This window comes from Sphingomonas hengshuiensis, from assembly GCF_000935025.1.
GTDB classification, from domain to species: domain Bacteria; phylum Pseudomonadota; class Alphaproteobacteria; order Sphingomonadales; family Sphingomonadaceae; genus Sphingomonas; species Sphingomonas hengshuiensis.
Window position 1 is genome coordinate 3,921,155 of the sequence record NZ_CP010836.1, and the last position, 17,518, is coordinate 3,938,672.

Below are 17,518 nucleotides of genomic sequence, written 5' to 3' on the forward strand. Positions count from 1 at the left end.
AAGGGAGTATCCATATGCGTACCAAGATTTTCATCGCCGCCCTCGTCGCCAGCACCGCCTTCGCCGCGCCGGCCTTTGCCCAGACCGCCGATTCGGGCTTCACCGGCCCGCGCGTCGAAGCGATTGTCGGCTGGGACCATGTCGGCGACGATTCGCTGAACAATGGCTCGCGCGACGGCGTCACCTATGGCGGCCAGATCGGCTATGACGTCCAGATGGGCAGCGCGATCCTCGGCTTCGAGGGTGAGGCCACCGGCTCGACCACGCGCGATACCGCCAATGGCGTGCTCGTGGTGGGCGATCGGCTCCGCGCCAAGGCGGGCCGCGACCTCTATGTCGGCGGTCGCGTCGGCTTCCTCGCCAGCCCCAATGCGATGATCTACGCCAAGGGCGGCTACACCAATGCCCGGTTCGACACGAGCTACAACTCGGCGGCGACCGGCCTGATCGAGGACCATGACACGGTCGATGGCTGGCGCGTCGGCGCGGGCGCCGAGGTCAAGCTGAACCAGAAGGTCTATGTGAAGGCCGAATATCGCTATTCGAAGTATGACGAAGGCAATAACGGCATCGACGCGCATCGCCATCAGGTGCTCGGCGGCGTCGGCATCCGTTTCTGAGACGCTTTCCGCGCCGAATTTGGTGTGGATCAAAGGGTCGGGGCGCTTGCCCCGGCCCTTTTTGCCGTTAAGGGTAAGAATCGGCGAACTGCCACCGGCCGCACGGCTATTGGTGGAATAAGGGCGGCGGCCCGGGGGTTTGGAAGACATGAAGGCGACGATCGAACGCGCAACTCTGTTGAGGGGCCTCAGCCACGTCCAGTCGGTGGTCGAGCGGCGCAACACGATCCCTATCCTCTCGAATGTGCTGATCGAAGCGCAGGAGGGCGGCAGGATGCGGCTGATGGCGACCGATCTCGATCTCCAGATCGACGAGACGATCCCGGCGGCGGTGGACCAGCCCGGCGCGATCACCGTGTCGGCGCACACGCTGTTCGACATCGTGCGCAAGCTGCCCGAGGGATCGCAGGTCGAATTGTCGGCGGCGGAGGGGCGGATCACCGTCAACGCCGGCCGCGCCAAGTTCACGCTGTCGACGCTGCCGCGCGACGATTTCCCGATGATCGCCGAGGGCGAATTGCCGGTGACGTTCGAGCTGCCTGCGGAAACGCTCAAGCAGATCATCGACAAGACGCGATTCGCGATCTCGACCGAAGAGACACGCTATTATCTCAACGGCATCTTCCTGCACGTCACCGATGAGGCGACGCCGCTGCTGCGCGCCGCCGCGACCGACGGCCACCGCCTCGCGCGCGTCACCGTGGCGCGGCCCGACGGTGCCGAATCGATGCCCGACGTGATCGTGCCGCGCAAATGCATCGCGGAGCTGCGCAAGCTGCTCGACGAAGTCGACGGGTCGGTCGGCGTGTCGCTGTCCAATTCGAAGGTCCGCTTCGACCTGGGCCAGGCGATCCTGACGTCGAAGCTGATCGACGGCACCTTCCCCGATTATTCGCGCGTCATCCCGACTGCGAACGACAAGATCCTCAAGATCGACCCCAAGAGCTTCATGCAGGGCGTCGACCGCGTCTCGACGATCGCCACCGAAAAGACCCGCGCGGTCAAGATGGCGCTGGATCGCGACAAGGTGATCCTGTCGGTGACCAGCCCCGAAAACGGCGCTGCGGCGGAGGAAGTCCCCGGCGACTATACCTCGCTGCCGTTCGAGATCGGCTTCAACAGCCGCTATCTGATGGACATTCTCGGCCAGATCGAAGGCGATTTGGTCGAGGTCCACCTCGCCGACGCCGCTGCGCCGACGCTGATCCGCGAGAATGATTCGTCGCCCGCGCTGTACGTCCTCATGCCGATGCGGGTGTGACCTAAGCACCGTCCCTGACTTGAAATCGCGCTCGGGTCCCGCTATTTACATTCGTGTAAGTTAGCAGGATTCGAGACGATGGCGACTCAGGCACCCACCGCACCCCAGCCCGGGCTTCCGATGAAGCGCGAATGGGGCACTGCGCTGTCGGCGCTGCGCAAGCTGCTCGCGAACGGCGACGATACCACGCAGGTGTTCTACATCATGCGCGCGCTGAACGGCGACGTTACCCAGCGCAATTATCGCCGGCTGCTCACCGTCCCCGGTGGCGGCAGGATCGCCTATCGGCGGCAGGAGCTGGCGCAGCGCCTGTCGGACCGCGGCTGGATCGACGGCTTTGCCGAGGGCACCGTCGGCGCCACCTATCGCGCGTTCCTCGATGCGACCGGCTATTCGGCGCAGGGGCTGGCCGAGATCAGCATGGCCGAGGGCGCATTCCTGGGCGCCGATGTCGAGCATCCCTATGCCTGGATGGGCCGGCGCGAGCGCGACATCCATGACCTGTGGCACACGCTCACCGGCTACAAGGCCGACGAGCATCTGGGCGAGGCGTGCCTCGTCGCCTTTTCCTATGCGCAGACCGGCGGGCTCGGCTGGGGGCTGATCGCGGTCGGCGCGGCGCTCAAGAGCATCCGCGTTACCGGCAGGCTCGATTTCCTCAAGGCCGTGGTCGAGGGCTATCGCCACGGCAAGCGCGCGGCGTGGCTGCACGGCGAGGATTATGAAACGCTGCTCGCCGAGCCGCTTGATTCGGCGCGACGCCGCCTGCGCATCGCCGTACCGCGCGCCTATCGCGTCGCGCAGGCCAGTCTGTCGGCAGCGGGGCTCAGCGGAATCTGACGCGTCAGCGCGATGGCGGGGCACCCGACGCGGCGGCAGCCGCCTGGGTCCGCGCGCGTTCGGCGACGAGCCGCGCCTTGAGCGCTGGCACGGCCAGCACCGTCGGTGGCAGCGCGAAGATGTCGGTCGAGATCGGCGCCTTCTCGACGCTCGACAGCGTAAGCGCGGTCGCGAAGCGCAGCACCATGCCCTTGTCGAGCATCTCGGCGATCTTCTTCTCCAGGTTGCCCTGCCCGCCCTGGACCTGTGCCATGCCCGCCGCACCCAGCCGGGTCTGCATCGCCAGCGCGCTGCCGGCGTTCGCCAGCGCGGGGTCGCCGCTGATCACGGCCTCGATCGTCTCCGCAGGCGGCGCCTTGGGCGCGCGGACCTTCCACACATCGCCCGTCTGTCCGGCGATCGTCTCGGTGCCTTCCTTGACCAGCGCATAGTCCGGCTGCGGCCCCAGCCCGGTGGGCTTCATCCCCCCTTCGCGGGCCAGCGCCCCCATCACCGACACGAAATCGGCGATCCGCGCGGCATATTGCCCCTGGCTGTCGGCGATCAGCAGATATTCGGTGCCGCCCTTGCGGATCAGCGTCTGCCCCTGGCTGTCAACCCGCGCATCGCCATTGGCCGCCGCCTTGACCGTGATCGTCCCCGCTCCGCCGGCCAGCGCATAGCGCGCCGTCACGTCCTGCGGCGCTTTCTCGCACCCGGCGAGCAGCAGCAGCGCGGCCCCGATCAATGCCTTGCGGATCATGTGCACTCCTTTCCCCCGTCATCGGCGAAGCGGTGTTCGACGGCAAGGGGTTGGGCTAAAGGAGCGGCAATATGGCCGTAACCCGCCTGATCCTCACCGATTTCCGCAACCATGCCGAGGCGGCGCTGGCGCCCGGCAGCGGCTTCGTCGTGCTGACCGGAGAGAATGGGGCGGGCAAGACCAATGTGCTCGAGGCGGTGTCGCTGCTCGCCCCCGGCCGGGGCCTGCGCCGCGCCGCGCTGGGCGAGATGGCGCGACAGGGGGCCAGCGGCGGGTTCGGTGTCGCGGCGCGACTGGGCGATGTCGACATCGGCACCGGGACCCAGCGCGACGCACCCGAGCGGCGGCTTGTGCGAATCAACGGCGCGCCGATGCCCGCGACGACGCTGGCCGAATGGGTGACGGTGCTGTGGCTGACCCCCGCAATGGACCGGCTGTTCGTCGAGGGGCCGGGCGAGCGCCGCCGCTTCCTCGATCGGCTGACGCTGGCGCTGGCGCCTGCGCACGCGACGCATTCGACGCGCTACGAGGCGGCGATGCGCGATCGCAACCGCCTGCTCGCCGAGGATCGCCCCGCCGACCCCGAGTGGCTGGCGGCGCTGGAGGCACGGATGGTCGAGCATGGCGGCGCGATCGACGCCGCCCGGCGCGAGACCGTCGCGCTGCTCGCCGCGCGAATCGCCGCGCAGCCCGAGGGGGTGTTCGCCCGCGCCGGGCTGGTGCTGGAGGGGTGGCAGGGCGATGGCGCCGCATTGGCGCAGGCGTTGCGCGAAGGGCGCCGCCGCGATGCTGCGGCGGGCCGCACGCTGGCCGGACCGCACCGTACCGACCTGGCGGTCACGCATCTGGGCAAGGGCCAGCCCGCGCATCTCTGTTCGACCGGCGAGCAGAAGGCGCTGCTGCTGGGGCTCGTGCTCGCGCATGCCGAGCTGGTCGCCGATCGCATCGGGCGGGCGCCGGTGCTGTTGCTCGACGAAGTCGCCGCGCATCTCGACCCCGAACGCCGCGCCGCTTTGTTCGCCCGGCTGGCGGGGGCGGGGCAGGTGTGGATGACCGGCACCGAACCCGCGCTGTTCGACGGCATCGCCGGCGATGCGACGCGCTATACGCTTGGCGACGGGGCGATCCGGGGTGGCTGAGAGACCGTTTGGAAATTCGCGAAAGAGCGAATTTCAAGGCGGTGCCTCCCTCCGCACTCTTTCCAACGATGCTTCGCATCGCCGGAACCTTGGAGTGCTCCGCCCGCTCCCCCACCCGGCCACCCATAGAATAATGCCGTTGGGTGGCCGGGTGGGGGAGCGGGCAGGCACCGCGAAATGCGCCATGCGCATTTCAAAACGGGCTCTGACGCCGCGTGCCATTTTGCTTTCGTTCGGCGACTCGAATCCCTATATGCTCGCTATGGCAACAGACCCCAGCAACATTCCCAACAGCAATGATTACGGCGCCGATTCGATCAAGGTCCTGAAGGGCCTCGACGCAGTGCGCAAACGCCCCGGCATGTATATCGGCGATACCGATGACGGGTCGGGCCTCCACCACATGGTGTTCGAGGTGAGCGACAACGCGATCGACGAGGCACTGGCCGGGCATTGCGACCGGATCGTGATCCAGCTCAACGCCGATGGATCGGTCTCGGTCGAGGATAATGGCCGCGGCATCCCCACGGGTATCCACACCGAAGAGGGCGTGTCGGCAGCCGAAGTCATCATGACCCAGCTCCACGCCGGCGGTAAGTTCGAGAACACGTCGGACGACAATGCGTACAAGGTCTCGGGCGGTCTCCACGGCGTCGGCGTCTCGGTCGTCAATGCGCTGTCCGAATGGCTCGACCTCACGATCTGGCGCGACGGGCAGGAGCATTATATGCGCTTCGCCCATGGCGACGCAGTCGCCCCGCTCAAGATCGTCGGCCCGGCTGAGGGCAAGAAGGGGACACGCGTCACCTTCTTCGCGAGCCCGGCGACGTTCAAGATCACCGACTATGATTTCGACAAGCTCGAGCATCGTTATCGCGAGCTGGCATTCCTCAACTCGGGCGTCCGCCTGTTCCTGCGCGACGCGCGGCATGAGGAAGTCAAGGAAGTCGAGCTTTATTACGAAGGCGGCATCGCCGCGTTCGTGAAGTGGCTCGATCGCAGCAAGCAGCCGCTGATGCCCGATCCGATCGCGATCAGCGGCACTCGCGACGACGTGACGATCGACGTCGCGCTCGAGTGGAACGACAGCTATTACGAGAACGTCCTCGCCTTCACCAACAACATCCCCCAGCGCGACGGCGGCACCCATCTCGCCGCGTTCCGCGCGGCGCTGACGCGCACGCTGAACAACTATGCCGACAAGTCGGGCGCACTGAAGAAGGAAAAGGTCAGCCTCACCGGCGACGATATGCGCGAGGGGCTGACTGCGATCGTCAGCGTCAAGCTGCCCGATCCCAAGTTCAGCAGCCAGACCAAGGACAAGCTGGTCTCGTCCGAAGTCCGCCAGCCGCTCGAATCGCTGATGGCCGACAAGCTCGCCGAATGGCTGGAGGAAAATCCCGGTGTCGCGCGCCAGATCATCCAGAAGGTGATCGACGCCGCCGCCGCGCGCGAAGCCGCGAAGAAGGCGCGCGAGCTGACCCGGCGCAAGGGCGTGATGGACATTGCGTCCCTCCCCGGCAAGCTGGCCGATTGCCAGGAGCGCGATCCCGCCAAGTCCGAACTCTTCTTCGTCGAGGGTGATTCGGCCGGCGGATCGGCCAAGCAGGGCCGCGACCGCCATTTCCAGGCGATCCTACCGCTGCGCGGCAAGATCCTCAATGTCGAGCGTGCCCGCTTCGATCGCATGCTCGCCAGCCGCGAAATCGGCACGATCATCACCGCGCTCGGCACCGGCATCCGCGACGATTTCAATATCGAGAAGCTGCGCTATCACAAGATCGTGATCATGACCGACGCCGACGTCGACGGCGCGCATATCCGCACGCTGCTGCTCACCTTCTTCTATCGCCAGATGCCCGAGATCATCACCAACGGGCACCTCTATATCGCGCAGCCGCCGCTGTATAAGGCGACCAAGGGCCGGTCCGAAGTCTATCTGAAGGACGACAGCGCGCTTGACCAATATCTGGTCGATGCCGGTGTCGGCGGCAATGTCCTCGAAACCGCAGGCGGCACGCGCAGCGGCGAGGATCTGCGCGACCTCGTCGAACATGCCCGGCGGATGCGCACGCTGATGCGCTATGTCCCGCGTCGCTACGACCCGATGATCATCGAGGCGCTGGCGCTGGGCAACGGGCTCGATCCCGCCGCCTCGCGCGAGCAGCGCGCGCAGAGCCTGACGACGGTGGTGACGCGGCTCGACGCCGCCGATGCCGAGGCGCGCTGGTCTTCGCGCGTGACCGAGGATGGCGGCTATCATTTCGAGCGGCGCTGGCGCGGCGTGACCGACCATCACATCGTCGAGGCCGCGTTCCTCGTCTCGGCAGAGGCGCGCAAGCTCCATACGCTGGCGACCGAGCAAGCGCCGAGCTATTTGCTGCCGTCGAAGCTGGTCCCGTCCAAGTCGATCCCCGTGACCGAAGCCGATGCCGTCGAGGCGCTGGCCGAGGAGGGCGAGGAGCCCGTGACGCTGGCCAAGGGCGAAAGCCTGGTCTCGCGCCCGAGCCAGTTGCTCGACGCGATCCTGGCGGCGGGCCGCAAGGGCCTGGCGATCCAGCGCTACAAGGGGCTGGGCGAGATGAATGCCGAGCAGCTGTGGGAAACCACTCTCGACCCGCAGAACCGCTCGATGCTCCAGGTCGAGGTCGGCCAGGCCGATGTCGCCGACGCGATCTTCACGCAGTTGATGGGCGACGTGGTCGAGCCGCGCCGCGACTTCATCCAGGAAAACGCACTCAGCGTCGCCAATCTCGACGTGTGATATCGATTCCGCCGGCGCAACTGTTGCGCCGGCGAGTCGTTACGGCTGGGTTCGCTCCGCTGGAGAATTCCCATGCTCGTCGCCCTCGCCCTGCTCGCCGCCGCCCCGCTGGCGACTCCCGCTGTAGAGCCACAGGCGCGAAAGCATCGGGTGGTCCGCGCACGGCTGAGCCGGCGCACGGCGATTTCGGGGCTGACCCCCGCCGCATGCAGCGCCGATCCGAACTGCGCCAAGCGCCCCGACGAACGCTACCGGATCACGCCAGAGCCCGAGGCGAAGCTCGACCCGCAGCGTGAGGCCGCGGGCCAGAGTTGGAAGACGTGCGGCACCACGGGCATGCCGGTCTGCCCCAGCCGGGGCCGCACGCTGCTCAAGACCGGGCTGGACGATTAACCCGCGACGATGTGCATCCACATCGGCGCACCCGCCAGGCTGGGCGATCCGCGCAGCTTCTCCAGCGCATGCGTCACCGACCGCTCGGGCACTTCATGCGTGACGATCGCGACCAGAACGGCGCCGCCGGCCGTAGCGCCGCGCTGCATCAGGCTCTCGATCGAGACGCCCGCGTCGCGCATCGCGGCGGCGATTTCCGCCAGCACGCCGACCTTGTCCACCACTTCGAAGCGCAGATAATGCCGTCCGCGCCGCTCGCCAGTGTCGGCGGCGGGCTGGTCCGCCAGCGCGTCGGCGGGCATCGCATAGGGCGGACCGAATTCGCCGCGCGCAATGTCGATCAGGTCCGCGACTACGGCGCTGGCCGTGGGGCCATCGCCCGCGCCTGCGCCCTGGAACAACAGCCGCCCGACGAAATTGCCCTCGGCGACCACCGCGTTGGTGGACCCCACGACATGCGCGAGCGGGTGGCTGAGCGGGACCAGATGCGGGTGGACGCGCTGGAACAGCCCATGCGGCCCCGCATCCGCAACACCCAGCAGCCGCACGCGATAGCCGAGCGCCGCCGCCTCGGCGATGTCTGCGGCCATGACGTGGCGGATGCCGGTCGCGGCGACGTCGCCGAACGCAGGCTGCGCGCCGAACGCGATGCTGGCCAGGATCGAGAGCTTGTGCGCGGCATCGACGCCATCGATGTCGAAGCTGGGATCGGCCTCGGCATAGCCCAGCGCCTGCGCCTCGCTCAGGATATCGGCGAAGTCGCGGCCCTCTGCCTCCATCTTGGACAGGATGAAATTGCAGGTGCCGTTGAGGATGCCGTACACGCTGCCGATCACATTGGCCGCAGCGCCCTCGCGCAGCCCCTTGATCACCGGCACGCCGCCCGCAACCGCCGCTTCGAACTTCAGCGCGACCTGCGCCGCCTCCGCCGCGCGCGCCAGTTCGAGCCCGTGATGGGCAATCATCGCCTTGTTCGCCGTGACCAGGCTCTTGCCCGCACCCAACGTCGCGCGCGCCAATGCCAGCGCCGGGCCGTCCGACCCGCCGACCAGCTCGACCACCACGTCGATATCGGGATGCCGCACCAGCTCCGCCGGATCGTCGATCCAGGCAAAGCGCGACAAGTCGAAGCCGCGATCCTTGCCGCGATCGCGCGCCGACACCGCGACGACTTCGATCGCCCGCCCCGCGCGCCGCGCGATCAGTTCGCCATTGGCGTCGAGCAGGCGCACGACGCCCCCGCCCACGGTTCCCAGGCCAGCCAGCGCAATCCGCAACGGTTTCGTCATGCAATCTCCTCCGCGACGCCTGCCGCTAGAGGAAATCGCGCCCGCCTGACAACCACAAAGCCCTTAGCCTTTGTTTGGAAATGCGCCGTGGCGCATTTCGCGGCACCGGCCCGCTCCCCCGCCCGGCCACCCATAGAATACTGCCGTCGGGTGGCCGGGCGGGGGAGTGGGCTGGTGCCGCACTGAAATTCGCTCTTCCGCGAATTTCCAAACAGCCATTACTTCTTGATCAGCCCGATTTCGACCAGCCGCTCGTGCAGATAGTCGTGCGCGGTGATCGGCGAGGGATAGCGGTTCGGACGCGCGCCATCGATGCAGCCGGGCAGCGTCTCGATCAGGAAATCGGGTGCCGGGTGCAGGAAAAACGGCATCGAATAGCGCGAATGCCCGCGTCGCTCGGGCGGCGGATTGACGACGCGGTGCGTGGTCGAGGGCAGGACATGGTTGGTCAGCCGTTGCAGCATGTCGCCGACATTGACGACCATCGCGCCCTCGGGCGGTTTGATCGACAGCCATTTGCCATCGGCGTCGAGAAGCTCGAGCCCCGCTTCCTCCGCCCCGAGCAGCAGCGTGATGAGGTTGATATCCTCATGCGCCCCGGCCCGAACCTCGGGCGCGTCCGCATCGACCGGCGGATAGTGGAGCAGCCGCAATACCGAATTGCCGTCCTTCACCGCCGGATCGAACCAGTCCGGAGCGAGCCCGAGATAGCGGGCGATCGCAGACAATAGCCGGTCGCCGGCATCGTCGAACGCCTGGAACAGTTCGAGGAAGGTCTCGCGAAACCCCTCGGGCCGGTCGGGCCAGACATTGGGCGCCATCTGCGCGGCAAACCGATGCCCCGCAGCCAGTTCGCGCCCGACGTGCCAGAATTCCTTGAGGTCGACATGCGTCGCGCCCTTGGCAATCTCGGTCTTGAACGGCGTATAGCCGCGCGCGCCGCCGGCCCCGTCGAGGTACAACGCGCGCTTTTCGGCCTCCGGAAGCGCGAAAAACGCCTTGGTCATCGCCCAGGCGCGCTCGATCAGCGGCTGGGGAATGCCATGGTCACGCACGACCGCGAAGCCAAACTGCTGGAACGACTGGCCGAAGCGCTGGGCGAAGCCGTCCGGATCGGATGCCTGGTCGGCCAGCGAGAGCGCCGGGATTTCGGCGAGAGTGTCAAACATGTGAGTCTCCGAGTGTTGTCACCTCGTTAGACCCGCACGCCGGGTTCGAACAAGCCGCGCGTCCCCGGCTACCCCTGGACTTCGAGTACGCCCTTCGTCTTCTGCTCGCCGTCGCCGGCCAATCCCAGCGTGAAGCGATCGCCTTCGTCGGTCGTGCCCTTCAACCCGGTGCCGTCGGCCTCGACCTTGAACCCGCGCTGGATCATCGCGTCGCGAAACCATTGCGCGACGGTCGCCACCGATGCGGGGCTCTCGAAAGCGACCTTCACTGCGCCCTGGCTGCCGCCGGCGCCCGTGTCGCCGCCCGCGATGTGAAAATCGGTCACCGTCGATTTCGGATAGAGTTTGACGCCATTGAGGTCGAAATCCTCGGCGTTGATCGTGACCTTGGGGATCTTGAACGACCCCTGGAAGCCTTCGGCCTTGATCGCGACCTGGCCATTGCCGTCGGTGGTGATCGTCGCATTGTCTTCGCCGCTCGCGTCGATCGAAAAATTCGTGCCGGGCCCGGTCCCGTTGCACGCGGCAAGGGCTCCGGCGAACAGGACGGGCAGCAGCAGGGCGAATCGGCGCATCGGGCTCTCCACGGCGTATTATGACAATAATACACTATTCCGCGACGGCAAAGCGGTCAAGCAGGGGTGACGCACGCGCGCCGATGCGCCATGGCGCCCGCATGCAAACGCCGACTCTTCCCGCCGAAAGCAAGAACAACGCGCCGCTAGGGTTCGGCGAGTTCGTGAGCCTGATCGCCGCCATGATGGCGCTGACCGCATTGGGCATCGATTCGATGCTCCCGGCCCTCCCCGCGATCGGCGACAGCCTGGGCGTCACCGAAGCCAATCACCGCCAGTTCGTGATCACCGCGTACCTGATCGGGTTCGCGTTCGCCCAGCTCGCTTACGGTCCGCTTTCGGATCGCTATGGGCGGCGCCCGGTGCTCGGCATCGCGCTTGTATCCTATGTCGTCACCAGCGGCATCGCCGCCGTCTCGGGCAGTTTCGTACTGCTCCTCATCGCCCGCGCCGCGATGGGCAGCGCTGCGGCGGGAGCGCGGGTGATCACGATCGCGCTGGTCCGCGATTGCTATGCCGGGCGCGCGATGGCGCGGGTGATGAGCCTGGCGTTCATGGTGTTCATGGCCGCGCCGGTGCTCGCCCCTGCGTTCGGCCAGGGCGTGATCTGGGCCGGGGGATCGTGGCGGATGATCTTCTGGGGCGTCTCGGCGGTCTCGGCGGTCGTCGCCTTGTGGTTCTGGCTGCGCATGCCCGAGACGCTCGACCCCGCCGCGCGCCAGTCGCTTCGCCCGGCGCGCATCCTGGGCGACTATCTGATGGTGGTGCGCGATCGCGCCGCGGTCGGCTATACGCTGGCGATCGCGCTGCTCTCTGGCGGGCTGTTCGGGTTCATCGGCTCGATCCAGCAGATCATGGCGCAGGTGTTCGGGCGTCCCGACCTGCTCGTCTTCGTATTCGCGGGCGTCGCGGGCACGATGGCGTTGGGCTCGTTCCTCAATTCGCGGCTGGTGATGCAGCTCGGGACCCGCCGCATCTCGCATAGCGCACTGGCGATGGTGGTGCTGACCGCCGCCGTCCACCTTGGCGTCACGCTGGCGGGCCTGGAAAACCTGTGGACCTTCGCGGTCCTCCAGTCGCTGATGATGGGCTGTTTCGGGCTGGCGACGTCCAACTTCTCGGCGATGGCGATGGAGCGGATGGGGGCGATCGCCGGCACCGCCTCGAGCATCCAGGGCTTTGTCACGACGTTCGGTGGCGCATTGATCGGCGCCTATATCGGCCAGTTGTTCGACGGCACCACCATCCCGCTGTACAGCGGGTTTCTACTCATGGGCGTGGCCGCTTTCGTGGTAGTAGCGGTCACCGAGCGCGGGCGAATGTTTCGACCCACCTGAAAGCCAGGGAACGTCGGCGGCGGTTCGCCGTTCGCGCTCAGCCAGGGGAGCAAAGACCGCTCCCGCGCGAATGAGAGGACAGGCAATGGGCGGTTACCAGATTCCGGGCCAAGGCCCCGGCGATGACGGTTTCGACGAAGAAGGCTATGACGAGAGCCAGCGCGCCGAGATTCTCGAGGCGACCAATGACGGACCCACCGACGGGGCGATCCTGACCGACCTCGACCCCGATCTCGGCGACGATTCGGACGATGACGCCGACGACCTGCACATGGTCGACGACGAACTTGGCGAAGAAGATGACGACGTCGACGCCGACGAAGACGAGCAGGACGAGGATGAGGTCCAGGCGGATTTCGACGAGGACACGCTCGACGAGGACGACGATCTGGACGACGCCGACGACGAAGCGCTGAAGCCGTAAACCGATGGTGGACGCCACGCACTTCGCAGTGCGTGGCGGTCTGCATCTTCGCTTTCTCGGTGGCTCTTCGGGTGGTATGTTACACCATCGCAAGCAAGGAGAGGTGCCATGGTACGAACTGCCCGCATTGCCGAGCCCGTTCCCTTCAGCACGATCAACGTGACGCCGTTCATCGACGTGATGCTGGTGCTGCTCATCGTGATGATCCTCAGCGTCCCCATCGCCACCCACAAGGTGCCGATCGACTTGCCAGTCGGCGGCGAGGCGTCCGACCTCGAAGTACCCCACCGGCTGAGCATCGATCAGGCGGGTGCGCTTGCCTGGGACGGTCGTGCGGTGTCCGACGCCGCGCTACCGGGATTGCTGGCGACGATCCGGCGCGAGCCGGCGGCGGTGCTCCACATGCAGACCGACCCGGAGGCGCGGTACGAGCGCTTCGATTCGATACTGGCAGTGGTCAAGCGCGCCGGTATCGACCGGCTAGGCTTCATCGGAAATCGCCCGCTCGACGACTGATACCGGGAACAGGCGCATCCGGCCGGACGTTCGTTACGCATCCGATCGTCTATGAGGGATGGATGCGCCTGATTTTCCCGCTCGCAGCCTGCGCGCTCGCCGCCTGCTCCGCCCCGCCACCCGCCAACGATGCGGCCTCGAACGACAGCGTCGCGGGCGCGCCGACGCGGCTCGACATCGCCGAATCGCCCGCGGCGATGGCGAGCCCGGAGCCGCTCGATCCCCCCGCCCCCGGCGAACCCGGCGGGCTTCCCGACGATCGCACCCCGGTCAGCGAGGCGCCGTTTACCGAGGACAGCGCGCAGGGCGCGGCGAATGTCGTCCAGACCTATTATGCGCTGATCGGTGAGAAGAAATATCGCGACGCCTGGGCATTATGGAGCGAGGCCGGGCGGGCGTCGGGCATGAGCGCACAGGCATTTGCGGCAAGCTTCGACAAATATAGCGAGTATCACGCCAATATCGGCGCACCGGGCGCAATCGATGCCGGGGCGGGCCAGCGTTATGTGACTGTCCCGGTGCAGGTCTATGGCCGGCTCAAACAGGGTGCGCAGCCATTCAACATGCTGGGCTCGATCACGCTGCATCGAACCGCGAACATCGACGGCGCGACCGTCGAGCAACGCCGGTGGCGCATCCGTAGCGCCGACATCAAGCCTCGTCCTGGCGGCGCCGCGCCCGCCCCGTCGCCCGCGACTACGGTGGATAACCACTCGCGCGCCACCTATCGCTGCGTCGACGGGTCACGCCTCGTCGCGCGCTTCGACCCCGACAATCGCAGCGTGACGATCGAGGCGGGCGGCCAGCGCCGGACGCTCCGGCAGGAGCGCGTCGCATCAGGCATCCTCTATGCCCGGGACGGCTATGTGCTGGAGGGCAAGGGCGACCGCATGACCTTCTCCACGCCGCACATGCCGCCGCTCCCCTGCACGGTGAACCGCCGCTGAGGCTGTGCTAGGCTGGCGCCATGGCTCGCTTCACGACGCGTATCACCGCCTCCAATGCGGACATCGACATCCTTGGCCACGTCAACAACGCGGTCTGGGTGAAGTGGATTCAGGACGTGGCAGTCGCGCATTGGGATGCGGTCGCGCCGCCTGCGCACCGTGACGCCTATATCTGGGTCGTGACGCGGCACGAGATCGACTATCGCGGCAATGTTTCCGCAGGCGAGACCGTCACCGCCGAAACCTGGGTCGCAGAGCCGCCGCGCGGGGCGCGCTTCGACCGTCACATGCGCTTTACCGGCGACGACGGCCGGGTGCGGGTCGAGGCGCGGACGACCTGGGCACTGCTCGACCGCGCCAGCGGGCGGCTGTGCCGCGTTCCCGCCGACGTCGCCGCGCCGTTCCTCGATTAGCCGCTGTTGCGCAGTGCAGTGGCGATCGCGTTGATCGACAGCAAGATGCCCTCGCCGATCCGGGCATCCTCCTCGCCCGCACGATGGCGCTTGAGCAGCTCGATCTGGAGCAGGTTGAGCGGCTCGATATAGGGCAGCCGCAGCCGGATCGACGTTTCCAGCCCCGGATGCTTTTCCAGCAGCCGCGTCTGGCGCGTTACCGTCAGCAGCCCGTCATGCGTCGCCTGCCACCCGTCGCGGATGCGACCGAAGATCGAGGTTCGCAGCGCATCGTCCTCGACCAGCGCGGCATAATATTCGGCGACGGCCATGTCCGACTTGGCGAGCACCATCTCCATGTTCGCCAGCGCCGAGGCGAAGAAGGGCCAGCCCGCCGCCATCTCGCGCAGCAGCCCCTTGTCGGGGAACGCCTCCAGCGCGGCGCCGACGCCGTACCAGCCCGGCAGCATGATCCGCGCCTGCGCCCAGCTGAACACCCAGGGAATCGCGCGCAGATCCTCGATCGCGTCCGATTTCTTGCGGCTGGCGGGGCGCGACCCGATCTTGAGGCCGGCAATCTCGGCGATCGGCGTCGCCTGGCGGAAAAAGGTGCGGAACCCCTCGGTCTCGTACACCAGCCCGCGATAGGCGCGGAACGCCGTGTCCGACAGCGTGTCCATCGCCGCCGCGAAGCGCTCCGCATCGGCGGGGGCGAGCTTTTCGGGCTCCAGGCTGGCGATCAGCGTGGCGGAGGCCATCGCCTCCAAATTGGTCATCGCGCTTTCGCGGGTGCCATATTTGGCGGCGATCACTTCGCCCTGTTCGGTGATGCGGATGCGGCCCTGCACGGTGCCGCGCGGCTGGGCCAGAATCGCGGCGAACGACGAACCGCCCCCGCGCCCCACCGCGCCGCCGCGCCCGTGGAAGAGCTGCATCGCGATGTCCGCCTTCTCGAACACGGGCTTTAGCGCGGTCGATCCGCGCGAAAGCTGCCAGGTCGAGGTGAGGTAGCCGCCGTCCTTGTTCGAATCGGAATAGCCGATCATCACTTCCTGATGCCCGCGCTCGCCGGCGATCGCGGCGACTTCGGGCAGCCCGAGCCACGCCTCCATGATCGCCGGCGCGCTTTCGAGGTCGCCGATCGTCTCGAACAGCGGGATCGCCATGACGGCGGCGCTGGGCTTGTCGCCAGGGACGTACAGCCCGGCTTCCTTCAGCAGGACATGGACCTCGAGCAGGTCCGACACCGATTGCGCCATCGACACGATATAATGGGTGATGCACTGCCGCCCATATAGCCGGTGCGCCTCTGCGGCGGCCTTGACGATCGCGAGTTCGGAGGCGGTTTCCTCCGAATATTCGGCATAGGGGCTGGTCAGCAGCCGCGGGCTCTCCAACTCGCGGCGGAGCAGTGCGACGCGGGCCTCCTCGTCCAGCGCCAGATAATCGTCGGCGACCCCGGCGGCCTTGAGCAGTTCGGCCACCACGCGCTCATGCACCGCGCTGTTCTGGCGCATGTCGAGCGTCGCGAGGTGGAAGCCGAACGTCTCGACCGCGCGGATCAGCCGCCCCAGCGCGCCGCCGGTTGCCAGTGGCCCCGGCCCCTCGGCGACGAGCCCGCGCGCGATCTCCGCCAGTTCCTCGCGGAACTCGCCCGGCGTCGCATAGGGTGCACCCGAGATCGGCGCGGGGCGCGGCGCGGGCTTGCCGGTCAGCGCCTGATGCGTCGCCGACAGTCGCGCATAGATGCCCGAAAGCGCCCGTCGATAGGGCTCGTCCTCGCGGCTCTTCGCGGTGTCGTGGCTCGCCTCGGCCAGCTTGAGCACCCCGGCGCTGATGGGGGTATGCTCGGTCGAGATCGAGAGTTCCGCCCCCAGCGCATGGACCGACTCGAGATAATAGACGAGCACCGTCTCCGCCGAGCGCGCGAGCGCGAGCTGCATCGAATCGGCGGTGACGAAGGGATTGCCGTCGCGGTCGCCGCCGATCCAGCTTCCGGCCCGCAGGAAACTGGGTGCGCGCTCGCCCAGTGCCCGGTCCCATCGGGCATAGAGCGCCGGGAGCACGGGGAGGAACACGTCGCGCAGATAGGACAGCGCGGTCTCGACTTCGTCCGCCACGCCCAGCTTCTCGCGCCGCAGCACGCGCGTCTGCCACAACAGCGCGATCTGGCGCAGGATCGCTTCCTCGACCTTGTCGCCATCCTCGGTCTCGTCGCGGCCCAGATCCTTCAGCGCCATTAGTTCGGCGATGCGGTTCTTGTGGTCGATCATCGACTTGCGGCGAACTTCGGTGGGATGCGCGGTCAGCACCGGCACGATCAGCGCGTTTTCGAGCAGCGCCATCACTGCGTCCTCGCCGATCCCCTGCGCCTTGAGCCGCTTGAGCGCGTGGGGCACATCGGCATCCTGCTCGGTGGCGACGCCCTGGCGATCCTCGGCAAGGTTCGCGAGCATCGAAAACAGCATGAAGCCGCGGACGAAATCGAGCGTGTCGTCGAGCGAGAGCCGGTCGAGCCCCGAATCGATCGCCCCGGCGCCGGCAACGCCGCGATGCCGGTCGACCGAGGTCGCGCGGATATATTCGATCCGCTTGAACAATTCCTCCCCGCCATAGGCGCGGATGACGTCGCCGAGCAGGCGCCCCAGGAAGCGGATGTCGGGATTGTTGGTGATCGCAAGACTGGCCATGGCGAATTGCTGCACTGCGCAAGGCCGCGGGTCAACCGCGCGCTGCGGGGAAGCGCGCCGATCAGGGGGCGAGCGGTCGCTCCACCCAGTGCGCGCCTCGTGAATCGACCGAAACGGTGACGCCGACCTTGCCGCAATGGACCAGGAAGGCGCCCTGGCCGCAGGGAGTCGCGGGCGGCGTGGTCAGCCGCGCCTCGCGCAGCCGGGCATCCTCGGCACCGGCGCCGCGCTGCACAAAAGGCACGCGAAACCGGTCGGCGTTTCGCAGCGCACAGACCACGATCTCGTCATCCTGATCGGTGACGCGACACGGCACGTCGGCGCGGGTTTTCTCGCGATAGGCCGCCATGGCTGCCTCCAGCGTCATAGCGTCTTGTGCGAATATCAGCAGCATCGGCAACAACATCGCGAGACTCTCCC

The 17,518-nt window shown here is 67.2% G+C and carries 17 protein-coding genes; 11 read left to right on the forward strand and 6 right to left on the reverse strand.

Annotated elements, in window-relative coordinates; translation table 11 throughout:
• Positions 1–14: 14 nt before the first annotated feature.
• From TS85_RS17725 to TS85_RS17735, 3 genes are all read left to right on the forward strand, one after another.
• On the forward strand, positions 15–620 hold the full coding sequence (locus TS85_RS17725) for an outer membrane protein (RefSeq protein WP_044333982.1): 606 nt from the start codon (positions 15–17) through the stop codon (positions 618–620).
• A gap of 148 nt (positions 621–768) precedes the next feature.
• The gene (dnaN, locus tag TS85_RS17730) at positions 769–1,881 is read left to right on the forward strand and encodes a DNA polymerase III subunit beta (protein WP_044333983.1); all 1,113 of its coding nucleotides are present in this window, start codon (positions 769–771) and stop codon (positions 1,879–1,881) included.
• A gap of 78 nt (positions 1,882–1,959) precedes the next feature.
• A complete protein-coding gene (locus tag TS85_RS17735) occupies positions 1,960–2,721 on the forward strand; it encodes a Coq4 family protein (RefSeq protein ID WP_044333984.1) in 762 nt (253 codons plus the stop codon).
• 4 nt (positions 2,722–2,725) lie between these two features.
• Here the strand turns inward: TS85_RS17735 and TS85_RS17740 are convergent, their stop codons facing one another.
• Positions 2,726–3,463, reverse strand: coding sequence for a hypothetical protein (locus tag TS85_RS17740; protein ID WP_044333985.1), 738 nt, complete (start codon positions 3,461–3,463; stop codon positions 2,726–2,728).
• A gap of 71 nt (positions 3,464–3,534) precedes the next feature.
• Between TS85_RS17740 and recF the strand changes: the two genes are divergently transcribed.
• The 3 genes from recF to TS85_RS17755 all read left to right on the forward strand — a co-directional run bounded on the left by recF (position 3,535) and on the right by TS85_RS17755 (position 7,759).
• Positions 3,535–4,602 (forward strand): DNA replication/repair protein RecF, encoded by a 1,068-nt coding sequence (gene recF, locus TS85_RS17745; RefSeq protein ID WP_044333986.1) that lies wholly within the window; start codon positions 3,535–3,537, stop codon positions 4,600–4,602.
• A 262-nt stretch (positions 4,603–4,864) separates the two neighbouring features.
• Entirely contained in the window at positions 4,865–7,366 is a 2,502-nt protein-coding gene (gene gyrB, locus TS85_RS17750; RefSeq protein WP_044336555.1) for a DNA topoisomerase (ATP-hydrolyzing) subunit B, read from the forward strand.
• 72 nt (positions 7,367–7,438) lie between these two features.
• Positions 7,439–7,759, forward strand: coding sequence for a hypothetical protein (locus TS85_RS17755; protein WP_044333988.1), 321 nt, complete (start codon positions 7,439–7,441; stop codon positions 7,757–7,759).
• Here TS85_RS17755 and TS85_RS17760 read toward each other — a convergent pair.
• The 3 genes from TS85_RS17760 to TS85_RS17770 all read right to left on the reverse strand — a co-directional run bounded on the left by TS85_RS17760 (position 7,756) and on the right by TS85_RS17770 (position 10,792).
• Positions 7,756–9,048, reverse strand: coding sequence for a homoserine dehydrogenase (locus tag TS85_RS17760; RefSeq protein ID WP_044333990.1), 1,293 nt, complete (start codon positions 9,046–9,048; stop codon positions 7,756–7,758). The genes TS85_RS17755 and TS85_RS17760 overlap by 4 nt on opposite strands.
• A 218-nt stretch (positions 9,049–9,266) precedes the next feature.
• On the reverse strand, positions 9,267–10,217 hold the full coding sequence (locus TS85_RS17765; RefSeq protein ID WP_044333992.1) for an isopenicillin N synthase family dioxygenase: 951 nt from the start codon (positions 10,215–10,217) through the stop codon (positions 9,267–9,269).
• A 68-nt stretch (positions 10,218–10,285) separates the two neighbouring features.
• Positions 10,286–10,792, reverse strand: a complete 507-nt coding sequence (locus TS85_RS17770; protein ID WP_044333994.1) for a hypothetical protein — start codon at positions 10,790–10,792, stop codon at positions 10,286–10,288.
• Between the two features lie 101 nt (positions 10,793–10,893).
• Between TS85_RS17770 and TS85_RS17775 the strand changes: the two genes are divergently transcribed.
• The 5 genes from TS85_RS17775 (at position 10,894) to TS85_RS17795 (ending at position 14,429) form a co-directional block, all read left to right on the forward strand.
• Positions 10,894–12,129 (forward strand): multidrug effflux MFS transporter, encoded by a 1,236-nt coding sequence (locus TS85_RS17775; RefSeq protein WP_044333995.1) that lies wholly within the window; start codon positions 10,894–10,896, stop codon positions 12,127–12,129.
• Between the two features lie 85 nt (positions 12,130–12,214).
• On the forward strand, positions 12,215–12,553 hold the full coding sequence (locus tag TS85_RS17780) for a hypothetical protein (RefSeq protein ID WP_044333997.1): 339 nt from the start codon (positions 12,215–12,217) through the stop codon (positions 12,551–12,553).
• A 108-nt stretch (positions 12,554–12,661) separates the two neighbouring features.
• Complete coding sequence (locus TS85_RS17785; RefSeq protein ID WP_044333999.1) at positions 12,662–13,069, forward strand: ExbD/TolR family protein; 408 nt, start codon at positions 12,662–12,664, stop codon at positions 13,067–13,069.
• Positions 13,070–13,131: 62 nt separating this feature from the next.
• Entirely contained in the window at positions 13,132–14,016 is an 885-nt protein-coding gene (locus TS85_RS17790; protein WP_162184739.1) for an MliC family protein, read from the forward strand.
• Positions 14,017–14,036: 20 nt separating this feature from the next.
• Positions 14,037–14,429, forward strand: a complete 393-nt coding sequence (locus tag TS85_RS17795; RefSeq protein WP_044334001.1) for an acyl-CoA thioesterase — start codon at positions 14,037–14,039, stop codon at positions 14,427–14,429.
• Here TS85_RS17795 and ppc read toward each other — a convergent pair.
• On the reverse strand, positions 14,426–17,098 hold the full coding sequence (gene ppc / locus TS85_RS17800) for a phosphoenolpyruvate carboxylase (protein WP_044334003.1): 2,673 nt from the start codon (positions 17,096–17,098) through the stop codon (positions 14,426–14,428). The two genes, TS85_RS17795 and ppc, sit on opposite strands and share 4 nt — an antisense overlap.
• Positions 17,099–17,159: 61 nt before the next feature.
• Complete coding sequence (locus TS85_RS17805) at positions 17,160–17,492, reverse strand: hypothetical protein (protein WP_227698529.1); 333 nt, start codon at positions 17,490–17,492, stop codon at positions 17,160–17,162.
• Positions 17,493–17,518: the final 26 nt, after the last annotated feature.